The 12,930-nt window shown below is 70.0% G+C and carries 9 protein-coding genes and 4 pseudogenes; 8 read left to right on the top strand and 5 right to left on the bottom strand.

The annotated features are described in order from the left end of the window. Positions 1–36 precede the first annotated feature (36 nt). Entirely contained in the window at positions 37–816 is a 780-nt protein-coding gene (locus FU792_RS15445) for an IclR family transcriptional regulator (RefSeq protein WP_028130768.1), read from the bottom strand. Positions 817–958: 142 nt separating this feature from the next. Here FU792_RS15445 and FU792_RS15440 point away from each other — a divergent pair. The 5 genes and pseudogenes from FU792_RS15440 to FU792_RS15420 all read left to right on the top strand — a co-directional run bounded on the left by FU792_RS15440 (position 959) and on the right by FU792_RS15420 (position 5,793). Beyond that, positions 959–2,345 (top strand): annotated as a pseudogene (locus FU792_RS15440) (NAD-dependent malic enzyme). Next, positions 2,342–3,428, top strand: a pseudogene (locus FU792_RS19415) (DUF6986 family protein). The pseudogenes FU792_RS15440 and FU792_RS19415 overlap by 4 nt, the downstream one beginning before the upstream one ends. Positions 3,429–3,517: 89 nt before the next feature. After that, positions 3,518–4,340 (top strand): annotated as a pseudogene (locus FU792_RS15430) (hydroxypyruvate isomerase family protein). Continuing rightward, a complete protein-coding gene (locus tag FU792_RS15425) occupies positions 4,304–5,287 on the top strand; it encodes a 2-hydroxy-3-oxopropionate reductase (protein ID WP_275100785.1) in 984 nt (327 codons plus the stop codon). Before FU792_RS15430 ends, FU792_RS15425 begins: the two are co-directional and overlap by 37 nt. A 146-nt stretch (positions 5,288–5,433) precedes the next feature. Then, positions 5,434–5,793: an MFS transporter gene (locus FU792_RS15420; protein ID WP_022923691.1), complete on the top strand. Its 360-nt coding sequence runs from the start codon at positions 5,434–5,436 to the stop codon at positions 5,791–5,793. Between the two features lie 36 nt (positions 5,794–5,829). Here FU792_RS15420 and FU792_RS15415 read toward each other — a convergent pair whose 3' ends face one another. After that, positions 5,830–6,165: a dihydrofolate reductase family protein gene (locus FU792_RS15415; protein ID WP_022923692.1), complete on the bottom strand. Its 336-nt coding sequence runs from the start codon at positions 6,163–6,165 to the stop codon at positions 5,830–5,832. Positions 6,166–6,234: 69 nt separating this feature from the next. Further along, a complete protein-coding gene (locus tag FU792_RS15410) occupies positions 6,235–7,089 on the bottom strand; it encodes a glycosyltransferase (RefSeq protein WP_202980390.1) in 855 nt (284 codons plus the stop codon). A gap of 645 nt (positions 7,090–7,734) precedes the next feature. Here FU792_RS15410 and FU792_RS15405 point away from each other — a divergent pair. Then, the gene (locus FU792_RS15405) at positions 7,735–8,004 is read left to right on the top strand and encodes a hypothetical protein (protein WP_149814883.1); all 270 of its coding nucleotides are present in this window, start codon (positions 7,735–7,737) and stop codon (positions 8,002–8,004) included. 772 nt (positions 8,005–8,776) lie between these two features. Next, a complete protein-coding gene (locus FU792_RS15400) occupies positions 8,777–9,157 on the top strand; it encodes an HIT family protein (protein ID WP_237739965.1) in 381 nt (126 codons plus the stop codon). Between the two features lie 327 nt (positions 9,158–9,484). On the opposite strand, the pseudogene dxr reads toward FU792_RS15400, so the two are convergent. Together dxr and FU792_RS15385 are read right to left on the bottom strand one after the other, a co-directional pair. Next, positions 9,485–10,685: pseudogene (gene dxr, locus FU792_RS15390) on the bottom strand (1-deoxy-D-xylulose-5-phosphate reductoisomerase). Positions 10,686–11,348: 663 nt separating this feature from the next. Beyond that, complete coding sequence (locus FU792_RS15385) at positions 11,349–11,624, bottom strand: hypothetical protein (RefSeq protein ID WP_161600280.1); 276 nt, start codon at positions 11,622–11,624, stop codon at positions 11,349–11,351. Between the two features lie 431 nt (positions 11,625–12,055). Here FU792_RS15385 and FU792_RS15380 point away from each other — a divergent pair, with 431 nt between their 5' ends. Further along, the gene (locus tag FU792_RS15380) at positions 12,056–12,757 is read left to right on the top strand and encodes an HAD family hydrolase (protein WP_022923697.1); all 702 of its coding nucleotides are present in this window, start codon (positions 12,056–12,058) and stop codon (positions 12,755–12,757) included. The last annotated feature ends 173 nt before the right edge of the window (positions 12,758–12,930 follow it).

The raw sequence follows: 12,930 nt of genomic DNA, 5'->3' as shown, positions 1-12,930 counted from the left end.
CAAGGGGTCGCCGGCGAGGTCCCCACGACGGCGGGCTCAGCCAGCGGAGAAGTCCGCGGCGAGCTGGTCGGCCGCCTCGTGCAGCCGGGGGAGCGCCCGGCCGATGAGCGCATTGGTCATCCGCGTGGCCGGCCCGGACATCGACAGCGCGAGGTTGAGCCGGGCCTCGGGCAGCGAGACGGCCACGCAGCGGACGCCGAGCTCCATCTCCTCGTTGTCCAGGGCGTGGCCCTGCTTCCGCGCCTCGCGGACCTTGTCCAGGAAGGCCTCGGGCGTGGTGATGGTGTGGGGGGTGCGGGCGGGCATACCGGTCCGGCGCAGCAGCGCCAGCACCTGGTCGTCGGGCAGCCGGCCGAGCAGGGCCTTGCCGACGCCGGTGGCGTGCGGCTTGATGCGGCGGCCGATCTCGGTGAACATCCGCACCGCGTGGGGGGAGGGCGACTGGCCGATGTAGACGACGTCGTCCCCGTCGAGCACGGCGAGGTTGACGGTCTCGCCGAACTCGCCGACCAGCTCGTGCAGGACCGGCGTGCTCCAGCTGCCGAAGGAGGAGCGCGCGGCCTGGCCCAGCACGATGAGCTCGGTGCCGAGGGCATACCGGCGGTTGGGGAGCTGGCGCAGGAAGCCGCGGTCGAGCAGGGTGCGCACGAGCCGGTGCACGGTGGGCATCGGCTGCCCGGTCGCGGCGGTGATGTCGCTCAGGGACAGCTCACCGGTGGGGGAGGTGGTGAGGATCTCGAGCACGTCGATGGCCTTGCCGACCGACTGCACACCCGTGGCGCGCTTGGGGGCGGGGGACTCGCTGTCTGGGCTCACGGGGAGAAGTCTATCGGGCGCGTTCTCGCGATGCGGAAACACCACTCCGCACGAACTTTCGCAGAATGAGACGTGGACTCCGCATCATAGAAGTGCAAGAGTATGCCTCGCACCCCTGCCCCGACGTCACCCAGGAGCGCCCATGGCGACACCCAGCCCCGGATACTCGATCACCCTGCGGGTGGACGGCCGCCCGACTTCGGCGCGACGACCCGGCTGGCCCACGTCGTCGCCGAGGCCGGTGCCGCCGTCCAGGCGCTCGACGTCGCCGAGTCCAGCGGCGACCACGTCACGGTGGACGTCACCGTCCATGGGACGAGCGAGGAGCACGGGGAGCAGATCCGGGCGGCGGTGGACGCCGCGGAGGGCTTCACCGTCCGGCACGTCTCCGACCGGACCTTCCTGCTGCACCTCGGCGGCAAGCTCGAGGTCGTGCCCAAGGTGCCGCTGGTGCACCGCGACGACCTCAGCCGGGCCTACACCCCCGGCGTCGCCCGGATCAGCCGGGCCATCGCCGCGGACGTCAGCGACGCCCGCCGGCTCACCATCAAGCGCAACACCGTCGCGGTCGTCACCGACGGCTCGGCCGTGCTCGGCCTGGGCAACATCGGCCCGGAGGCGGCGCTGCCGGTGATGGAGGGCAAGGCCGCGCTCTTCAAGCAGTTCGCCGGCGTGGACGCCTGGCCGGTCTGCCTCGCCACGCAGGACACCGAGGAGATCATCTCGGTGGTCAAGGCGATCGCGCCGGTGTATGCCGGGGTCAACCTCGAGGACATCGCTGCGCCGAAGTGCTTCGAGATCGAGCGCCGGCTGCGGGACGAGCTCGACATCCCGGTCTTCCACGACGACCAGCACGGCACGGCGATCGTCGTTTACGCCGCCCTCATCAACGCGCTGCGCATCGTCGACAAGGAGATGGCCGACCTGCGGGTCGTGGTCTCCGGGGTCGGCGCCGCCGGCAGCGCCATCATCCGGCTGCTGCTGCGGGCCGGGGTGACCGACATCGTCGGCGTGGGGCGGACCGGGCCCGTGCACCGCGGCGCGGAGCTGCCCGACCCCATGCGGGTCTGGCTCGCCGAGCACACCAACCCGCGGCAGGTCACCGGCTCGCTCCAGGACGTGCTCGAGGGCGCCGACGTCTTCATCGGGGTCTCCGCCCCGGGCATCCTCACCGGGGACGACATCGCCACCATGGCCGACCGGGCCATCGTCTTCGCGCTGGCCAACCCCGACCCGGAGGTGGACCCGGTCGAGGCCCTGGCGCACGCCGCGATCGTCGCCACCGGACGCAGCGACTACCCCAACCAGATCAACAACGTGCTGGCTTTCCCCGGCTTCTTCCGCGGGCTCCTGGACGCCCAGACGACGTCGATCTCGGACGCCATGCTCAGCGCGGCGGCGAGGCGATCGCCGGGTGCGTCGCCGACGGCGAGCTCAACTCCAGCTTCATCATCCCCAGCGTCTTCCACCCCGACGTCGCGTCTGCCGTGGCCCAGGCCGTGGCGCGGGTGGCCGAAGAGGAGCGATGAGCGCCGGCCTGGAGCAGCTCGTCGCCGCGGTGCAGGCGGAGGCGGACGAGCGGCTCGCGCCGGCCGACGCCGACCTGGCCCGGCTCTACCCGGGCGACCCGGCCACGCGGCAGCCGGTGCACACCGTCTACGTCCCGGCCGACGCCTTCGAGCAGCAGACGCCGTGGCGCTGGGGCGCCGCGGCGCTGGAGCTCATGGACGACCACCTCCCCGACGCCGCCGCGGTCACCCGGGTCACCGGGATGGACGCGGCGCTCGCCGACGAGGTCCTCCCGCGCGACCGGGGGCTGCGCACGCTCGTCGACGCGGTCGCCGGGATGGCCAGCGGGGCCGAGGTGCCGCCCGGCCTCGTGCTCACCCTGCCCAAGGTCACCTCGACCGACCAGGTCGAGGCCATGGTCGCCGCCTGTGCACGCATCGAGGAGGCGCTCCGGCTAGCGGAGCGCGCTCGGGTTCGAGATCCAGGTCGAGACGCCGCAGGCGATCCTCGGGGCCGACGGGCGGGCCACCGTCGCCCCTCTCGGGCACGCCTCCGCGGGCAGGTGCACCGGCCTGCACTAGGGCACCTTCGACTACTCCGCGGGGCTCGGCATCGCGGCCGCGCACCAGACGCTGGAGCATCCCGCCGCCGACCACGCCAAGGCCACGATGCAGCTCGCCGCCGCCCAGACCGGAGTGCGCTGCTCGGACGGCTCGACCAACGTCATCGCCTTCGGCACCGCGGACGATGCGGCCTCGACCTGGGCGCTGCACCACCGGCTCGTCACCCGGGCGCTGGAGCGCGGCTACTACCAGGGTTGGGACATGCACCCCGGGCACCTGCCGACCCGCTACCTCGCGACGTATGCCTTCTTCCGGGCGGCCCTGCCCGCGTCGGCCAGGCGGCTGCGCGCCTACGTCGACCAGGCGGGCGGCGACGTCATGGACGAGCCGGCCACCGCCCGCATGCTCGTCTCGGCGGTGCTGCGCGGGCTGCACTGCGGGGCGCTCGACGAGGGCCGAGGTGCGCTCCGCCTCGGGGCTGGACCGGGACGGGCTGGTCACGCTGCTGCGCTGACGGCCCGAGCTCACGATAGGGGTTGACACCTCGTCGGGTCGCGGCCTGACGTATCGCATCACGGAACGAAATTTTCCAACATACGGAATTGCGAGGAGGCGACATGGCTCACGACCTGCCCTACCTGGTCAACTGCTCGATCCTGTTCACCGAGGTGCCGCTGCTGCAGCGTCCGGCGGCCGCGCGCGCTGCGGGCTTCGACGCCGTCGAGTTCTGGTGGCCCTTCGCCACCGCGGTGCCCACGGACCGGGAGGCCGACGAGTTCGTCTCGGCCGTCCGGGACGCGGGCGTGCAGCTGGTCGGCCTCAACTTCTTCGCCGGGCGCGACATGCCGGGAGGGGAACCGCGGTCTGGTCTGCTGGTTGCAGCGTCGCCAGGAGTTCCTCGACACCATCGACGCCACCGTCGGGATCGGCGAGCAGCTCGGCTGCCGTGCGTTCAACGCGCTCTACGGCAACCGCCCCGAGGGTGCCGACGTCGAGCACTCCGAGGAGGTCGCCACCGAGAACCTCGCGGCCGCCGGCAGGGCAGCCGCCCGGGTCGGCGGCACGGTGCTCGTCGAGCCGGTCAGCGGTGCACCGGCATACCCCCTCAAGACCGCCGCCGACGCGGTCGCCGTCATCGACCGCGTGGCGCAGCAGACCGGCGTCACCAACCTCGGCCTGCTGCTCGACCTCTACCACCTCGCCGCCAACGGGGACGACCCCGCGGCGGCGGTCGAGGCCTACACCGACCGCACCGCGCACGTGCAGATCGCCGACCACCCCGGGCGCGGCGAGCCGGGCACCGGCGACCTGCCCCTGGACACCTGGCTGGAGCGGATCCAGGATCTCGGCTACCGCGGCCACGTGGGGCTGGAGTACAAGACCGCCGCCCAGGACACCGTCACCGGCCTCGACGGCTGGCTGCCGCGCGAGCGGCGCGCCGGCACACCCTGACCTCACCCCCTGACACCCTCCCCGGACATCGACACCAAGGAGACACGATGAGCACCATCGCCTTCATCGGCCTGGGCATCATGGGCAGCCCGATGGCCGTCCACCTCGCCACCGCCGGTCACCAGGTGGTCGGCTTCAACCGCTCGCCCGACGCCTACGGCCCGCTCGAGGAGGCGGGCGGACGCGCCGCCGGGAGCCTCGCCGAGGCCGTCGCCGAGGCCGACGTCATCTGCGTCATGGTCCCGGACAGCCCGGACGTGGAGCAGGTCCTCACCGCCGAGGACGGCGTGCTGGCGCACGCCCGCCGCGGCGCCCTGGTCATCGACTTCTCCTCGATCCGCCCCGACGTCGCGCGCTCGCTCGCCGAGCGGGCCACCGACGCCGGGCTGCGGATGATCGACGCCCCGGTGTCCGGTGGTCAGAAGGGCGCGGTCGACGCCGTGCTCTCGATCATGGTCGGCGGCGAGGAGGCCGACGTCGAGGAGGCCCGTCCCCTGCTGGAGACGGTGGGCCGGACGGTCGTGCACGTCGGACCGGCCGGCTCGGGGCAGACGGTCAAGGCGGCCAACCAGCTCATCGTCGCCGGCAACATCCAGCTCGTGGCCGAGGCGCTGGTCTTCCTCGAGGCCTACGGCGTGGACACCGCCGCCGCGATGGACGTCCTGGGCGGCGGCCTGGCCGGGTCCAAGGTGCTGGAGCAGAAGCGGGGCAACATGCTGGACCGCTCCTTCGACCCGGGCTTCCGCATCGACCTGCACCACAAGGACCTCGGCATCGTCACCTCCGCCGCCCGCGAGGCCGGGGTCGTCATCCCGCTCGGTGCGGTCGTGGCCCAGCTCATGGCCTCCGCCCGCGCCCAGGGCGACGGCGGCCTGGACCACTCCGCGCTGCTGCGCGGCGTCGAGCGCCTGTCCGGCCGCGGCGACGCCTCCCCGGAAGGAGACTGACATGGCACGCATGCGCGCGGCCGACGCCGCCGTCCTCATCCTGGAGAAGGAGGGGGCGACCCAGACCTTCGGGGTCCCCGGCGCCGCGATCAACCCGTTCTGCCGACCGCATCGGTGACAAGCAGCTGCTCCGGGGCGGTTTCGCCGTGGTCGGGCTCGGCGCCCTCCTGCTCGCCCTGCCCGTCGGGACGAACCTGCTGGCACTCGTCGGCCTCGTCGTCGCGGGGCTCGCATGCGCGCCCATCTACCCGGCGATCATCCACTCCACGCCGGCCAACTTCGGGCACCGCAACTCGCAGGCCATCATCGGCATCCAGATGGCCGCCGCCTACACCGGCTCCACCCTGGCCCCACCTCTCTTCGGCCTGCTCTCGACGTGGGTCGGCACCTGGACCCTCCCGCTGTTCCTCCTCGCGCTGGTCGCCCTCGGCCTGCTCATGTCCGAGCGCCTCAACCGGCTCATGGCTCACCGGGCACGAGCGGACCGGCTGGCCGCGCGCCCGTAGCCCGCGGGGACCATCCGCCCGAGCGCCGGGTCCTGACTAGCGCCGGACCCGGTACTTCAGATGGGTGACGCCGACCCCTTCGAGCGTCCGCACGGGCTCCAGCTCGATCGGCAGGTCCCCGATGTCCTCCCACAGCCAGCGCCCCTGCGTCAGCAAGACAGGGACGACGTGCAGCTGCAGCTCGTCGAGGGCGCCGGCGCGCTCGAGCTCCGGACGGAGCGCGTCTGCAGCGCTGAGCTGGTCCCGGTCGGCGACGTCGTGGGCGAACCATCCGTGGAGCACCTCCCCGCCCTGGCCCAGGGTCTGCTGCGGCCCGGCTCCCGGGCCGGTGAAGTAGCCATCGACCGAGACGCTCAGGTTTGCGGCGATCATCGTGCTGCCTCCAGACGTTGCATCGAGAAGGTCTCTTTCGTCAAGGTAGACCCGTCCGGGTCCACCAACTCATCTCGCGACCCGCGGGCCACCTCGGGTCGGGTCCGCTCCGCAGATCAGCGCGACGACCTCGTCCGTGCTCGGTCCGGCGGCGATCTGGTCGGCGAGCTCTCTGGCCCGGCTGCGGTATGCCGTGCCCCCCAGGACGCGGTGGACCGCGCGGCGGGCGGCGCGCCGGCTCAGCGCGGGTCGGGAGATGCCGACGCCCACCCCGGACCAGGTGACCCGGGCCGCGACGTCGCGCTTGTCCTCCGAGGCGCCGACGCAGACGAGGGGGACGGCATACCTCAGGGCGTGGTTGACCCCGCCGTAGCCGCCGTTGGTGAACATGACGTCGCAGCGCGGCAGCAGCTCGTCGTAGGGGAGGAAGTCGGCGACGCGGACGTTGTCGGGCAACGGGTCCATCTGCAGCGTGCCGCCGCAGGTGGTGGCGCTGGTCGTGGTGGGGCCGACGAAGTGGATCGGCGCGGGGACCTCGGCCGTGGTTCGCGGGTACTCGAAGCCGGGGGCAGTCATCTGCAGGATGCCCTCGCTCCGGGCGGGCCGGTCGAGGGGGAGGAGGTCGGTGCCGGCGCCCGTCAGCGCGCGCACCTGCTCGTGCGCCAGGCGCGTGATCGGCCGCAGGAAGCGGCGCGCGACGCGCCGGATGGCCGCGTTGCGCGCGGAGGCGAGCGGGTTGGTCGCTGGGGGAAGCGCAGGTAGCGGGGCCATGAGCGGCAGGAACCCCAGGGCCAGGGCCCGTGGCCGCTCGGTGCGCGGTCGCAGGACCAGAGGCATACCGGCGAGGAAGAGGGGGTCGCAGAGCACGACGTCGACCGGGCTGGCGTCGAGCTCCTCGTCCACGACCCGCAGCTGGTGCGGCATGGCCTCGACGAACCGGGTGAGGTCGAAGCGCGCGAGCCGCAGGCCGGACAGGCCGGCGCGGCCGGGGATTGAGCCGTCGAGGTCGGTGTCGTCGAAATCGACCTCGGTGGCAGGGGAGTCGTGCGCGCACCGAGCGAGTCGAAGGTATGCCGGTACCGCTGCCCCGTGATGACGGTGACCTCGTGACCACGATCCACCAAGGCACCGACCAGCGGTGCCGTCGGGCCCACGTGGCCACGAGCGGGCTGGACACAGACCAAGGATGCGAGACATGACGCCCTTTCGTCACCCGCGATGCCGCCACGCCGGCGCGAGCGCGGCCGTCACGGCTGCGTCGGTCCCGCCACGCGCACACGGTCATACCCGTGTGTTTGCCCGCGATGCGTGCAAGGAAGTCGTGGCTCGGTGACCATCGTTTTCGAGTCACGCCCAGCACACCTTCTACATTGCCCGCACCAGCATCCTGAGCATGGATCCGGAGATCGAGCCGTGACGCAGCCCGGCCGTCACCGCTGGTGAGATGCGTCGTGTGGCTTGGTGGAGCGGGGCGTCCTCGAGCGTCGGTTGAGTTACGGGGTGGAGGAGTCCCACACCGGCATCCAGGTGGGTGATCCGCCGGACTCTGCGGCACCGTTCTAGATCTGGGTGGCCAACGCCGAACCCCCTCTTGACGAGGGCAGCACGCAGTCCGACTGTGGTGGCCTGTGGGTCGAGGTCTTCGACGTCCTCACGGGCATGGTGATCACCTTGCTGCTGAACCTGGACCCGCATGACATGAGCGCCTGGCGCTGGAAACGCGACACCTACCAAGGAGCCGCCCTCTATGCCTGGCGCGCCCGGTCGTCCGTCTCGTCCGACGAACGCAGAGCTGGCGCCTCACCGGGGTCCACTTCTTGCCCTCCTCGCCCGCTGTGACACGAGCAACCCGAGTGAAGGCGTTATCGACAGGTTGGCCAGGTCCCTTGATGTGCCTCCGCCCACGCTGGGCCATATACAGTGGCGACGTGGACGCGACGACTTTGGTAACCATCGGCATTATTGGCTTGGTGGTGGGTATGGGATTGATAATCTATTCTTTCAAAAGAAGACGCGGCGGGGTGACTCGGCTCAAGGCTAGCTATTCCCTTGTTTCTTGCCGCGGGCTGCCTATTCTTGGCTTCCATCCCTTTTTTCGTGGCGGCTTTTCAGTACTAGGCAAACAAATTTACCGGCCAGCTTTCCTTGCGTCTCGGATTGACCCGTGCGAATTCAAGATCGTGCCGTGCCCAGAACACCGGCGGCTCGTAGTGCCACAACCGCAAGCTCCTGTTGGCCCGGACGGTCTGCTCGTGACCGAGTGCGGCGTGAGCCGGAGTTGCTCACCGTGACCTTCCATTCGGCGTCGCGCCTGACCGGGAGTCCGACCTGCGGGACGGCGACCCCGACTCAAAGTCGACGCGCGGACGCGTCGGACGCCTTGCTGGCGGTGCTGGCCCAGTGACGACCCTTTTCGAGCCGGACTCGAGGGAACCCGGCTCTGAGACTGAACGGCTGAGCTTGCCGCGCCTCAGAGGTCGATACCGGAGGCGCGTGGCAGCATCGGAGGATGCGAGAAGGGAGGTGCAAGGCGGCTGGGGACGACTGTCCTTTCTGTCGGCTTCAGGCTGACATCTTTGACGACCGCAATCGGGCCAGCGATGTGGTTGCCGTGACGCAGCGGGCCTATGCGCGCATCGCCCCGAAGTGGTGGCCCGCCAACGCGGGCGGTGCGCTGGTCATCCCACGACACCACGTGGAGAATCTGTACGAGATCCCGCAGGTCGATGGCCACGCGGTGTGGGACCTCACACAGCGGGTCGCCGCGGCGATGCGTTCCACGTACGGCTGCGAGGGGGTGTCCACTCGACAACACAATGAGCCGGCGGGTGGTCAGGACGTATGGCATCTACACGTTCATGTGCTTCCGCGCTACCAGAACGATGACCTGTACCAGCGGCATCTTGAGGCCCGATGGGTGCCAGCCGACGAACGGCGCCCCTTCGCTGACCTCTTGCGCACCAGTCTGCAGTTGCCCACCTCGTTCTCCTAGCGCGTCTCGGGTCTGGCCGGCGACAGACCTTCCCATCAGACAGTGCCGTCGGGGAACAGTTCGGTCCATCGATGTCGCCGCACTGCTCGCGCAGGGCGTCTACTTGTTCGCGGTCGCCTACGCGCAGCGAAAGGTGGTGCAGCCCAGCGCGGGTTCGTTCGCGGACGCCGGTCACGTCTGGTGACTGTTCCAGGACGATGTATACGCCGTTGGGGTGCTGCCAGGTGCTCCCGGTGAGCCACCCGGGTCGAGCTTCGCTGTCCATCCTCATCACGAGCACACGAGGGTGTAGAGGGCATCAGGTCCCCTTCTGGTGCCGGTCGTCGGTCACGGTGCCATCATCGCGCAGGCGGCCTTCCTTGCCCAGGCGTCGGCCGCAAGCACGTCGTCCACTGTGAGGTCAACCGACGAACCGGCAACAGAGTTCCCCTCGGCGTGTCGGTGGACGACGGCGGAGACGGAGTCGACGATGTCGGTGAAGCCGATCCGGCCGGCGTGGAAGGCCGCGACACACTCTTCGTTGGCGGCGTTGTAGACCGCGGGATAGGTGCCGCCTGCCTCCCCCACCTGGCGGGCTAGCCGTACCGCCGGGAAGGCCTCGTCGTCCAGGGGTGGAACTCCCAGCTGCCTGGTGCGCCCCAGTCGCAGGGCGTATCGGCGTCGGGCAACCGATGCGGCCAGGACAGTCCCAGCGCGATGGGCACGAACATCCGCGGCGGGCCTATCTGGGCGATCGTGGACCCGTCGTGGAACTCCACCATCGAGTGGATCTGCTGCTGGGGGTGCACGACCACGTCGATGCGGGCGAAGGGCACCCCGAAGAGCAGGTGGGCCTCGATGACCTCTAGGCCCTTGTTTACGAGGTGGCCGAGTTGGTCGTGATGACCGTGCCCATGGCGAAGTTGGGGTGTCGCAGCGCCTGCTGCGGGGTGACTCCGGCGAGCTCGGCCCGGCGCATCCCGCGGAACGGCCCGCCGCTGGCGGTGAGCACGAGCCGGCGCACCTCGTCGGGCCTGCCGCCGCGCAGGCACTGGACGATGGCGCTGTGCTCGGAGTCGACCGGCACGATCTGCCCGGGCGCGGCTGCAGCGGTGACAAGGGCGCCGCCCACGATGAGCGACTCCTTATTGGCCAGGGCCAGGGTGCTCCCGGCTCGCAGCGCGGCCAAGGTGGGTCGCAACCCGATGCTGCCGGTGATGGCGTTGAGCACGAGGTCGGCGCCCGAGCCGGCCAGCTCCTCGGAGGCGTCCGGACCGGTGAGGATCTGCGGACGGTAGGCCGGGTCACCAGCAGCCGAAGCCGCCTCGGCCAGAGCGTCCCAGAGGTCGCCGCGGGCACGGGCGTCGGCGACCGCGACCTGGTCCACGCGCAGCCGCACGGCCTGGCGGGCCAGCAGGCCGAGGTTGGACCCGCCCGCGCTCAGGGCCTCGACCCGGAACTGGTCCGGGTGCCGTTCCAGGACCTCCACCGCCTGGGTGCCGATGGAACCCGTGGAACCGAGCAGGACCACGCTGCGGGTGCTTGTCACCGGCCCATTGTCACCCCTAGCGACTTGGTGGACGACCTTTTCGGGCGCTATCGAGCGCACGGCCCAGGCCCCGTCGTCGAGCTTCGGCCTCGTTGGCCCAATCCTGATCTGCTCGTCCGTCACCTGCTGGTCACGTGCCGCATCAAATCGCATGGGTGGGTTCCACTCAACCCGTCGGAACCTAGACACTTTCAGCCGCCGTTTGACACCCCGCGCCTAGGGCAGCGCGCCCATTGGGCCATAACGCTCTGCTTTCGACTCCCAGGAGGATCAGACGGCCTGGCGCAGTGACGACCGTTTTCGCGCCGTCTGATCGCCTCTGAGCGTGCGGTGACAGTGGTCTCCATCCGTGGATCCAGTTCACCTTCACGGCGCTGGCTTGCAGCGCGGGGCTGCGTGGCCGACCACGTCACCTATCCGTGCAGCAGTCCCGTTCCAACCTTCAGCAGCCCCCCTGTGTCAGTCCGCAACGCCAACCGTGGAATCTTCACTCCCTGTCAACTGAGCACGGTGGACGATGGACAGTAGAATCAAGGAATGCCGGAAACGCCTCAGGAATGGTACGCACGCGTCAGCGCGGCGGTGGCGAGCGAGGGGCATCGCGAGAGCGACCTGCAGCGATGGAGCTCCTGGCCCTGGACGGGGACGCTCACCCCCAAGTTGCTAGAGCCGCCGGTCGAGAGTGAGCCCGCCCGCCGTGGCGCAGGGAGTGAGAACTGTCTCATCTGCGACGGGTCGAGCACCCTCGACCCGGCGTACGTCGTGTGGCACGACGACGTCTTCATGCTGGGAATGCCTCACGAGCCCCGTAGCCTGCCGTTCGCGCTTTTCCTCATGCCTCGTCGGCACGCCGAGCTGGGTGACCTCACGCCCGAGGAAGCCCATCGCCAAGGTGAGCTCCTCGCCACCGTGGACGCCGCCGCTCAGCACGTGCTCCACATACCTCGCGTCCAGGCGGCGCTGTGGGGAGACGGGACCGAGCACCTGCACTGGTGGCTGTATGCCCGGCCCACCGGGATGCTGCAGCTGCGCGGCACCTTCCTGTCGCACTGGGACGACCTCCTTCCTGCCGTACCCTCAGCCCGGTTCCGTGCCGACCAGGTGCTCGTCGCCCAGGAGGTGGCTCGCCGGCCGGTGGGGAAGCAGTGGCGGAGTAAGGGCGCTGCGAGCATGGGTCTGGACGCCCACGATCAGCAGGCAGATGGTTCAACGGCCCCGAGAACGTTCAGAACATCCGAGCGGTGCCTACGCAGGTTGCCCTCGGCCCCGCCGGGCAGCTGCACCGTGCGATGCGGGCACCGGGTCTGTCCGGGATCCCCGCACCGCCGACTTTCGAGCGGGGTCTTTGAGGGCCTCATAGACTCTTCCTGATGACTCAGATTCGGGCCGTGATTTTCGACCTCGACGGCACCCTCGTTGACCACGTTGGGTCCGCGACCAAGGCGCTCGAAGGGTGGCTCCCCGAACTCGGCGCGACTCTCACCGCGGAGCTGAGGGGCGCTTGGCTCGTGGCCGAGGAGAAGCACTTCCCCGCTTGGCGTGCCCGTGAGGTTACGTTCGCGGAGCAGCGCCGCCGTCGCTTGCGCGACTTCCTGCCTCTCATCGACAGCCCGGTCGGACTCGACGCGGAACTGGATGACGTCTTCGCCGGCTACCTGAGGCATTACGAGGCTGCCTGGACATGTTTCGACGACGCGCGGGAGACGTTGCAGAAGATCTCCCGGCTGCCGATTAAGACGGCAGTCCTGACTAACGGCACAGATGAACAGCAGCACGCGAAAATCAAAAAGGTCGGCCTGGCGGGACTCGTCAGTCAGGTCTTCACGGCAGAAAGCTTGGGGGCGGCCAAGCCTGACCTATCCACGTATCGCAGCGTCTGCAAGGCCCTCAACGTCGAGGTCAATCGCGCGCTCCACGTGGGCGACGTGTACGCGCTGGACGTCACAGCTCCACGAGAGGCCGGTCTCCAGGCCGTTCACCTTGATCGTGACGACGCTGGTCCGTTTGATGAACCCACACGAATTCGGTCTCTTCGCGAGTTGCTCGAGTTTCTACGCTCCAGAGAGCAGTAGGTGATAGGGCGCGGCCATCAGCAGAGTCGGTTTGTCACGGCCTCCGCGCCTGGACGCAGCGCGCTGATCGGGCCATAACGTCCAGTTTCCGACGCCCGGGAGCCAAGAACGGCCCGGCACAGTGACGACCGTTTTCGAGTCAGGCAACCCCGGTCCCGACCCTGTGCGTCAGG

The sequence above is a fragment of the Serinicoccus marinus DSM 15273 genome (assembly GCF_008386315.1).
GTDB classification, from domain to species: domain Bacteria; phylum Actinomycetota; class Actinomycetes; order Actinomycetales; family Dermatophilaceae; genus Ornithinicoccus; species Ornithinicoccus marinus.
The sequence above is the reverse complement of the archived record's forward strand: the minus strand, read 5'-3'. Positions and strand labels throughout refer to the sequence as shown.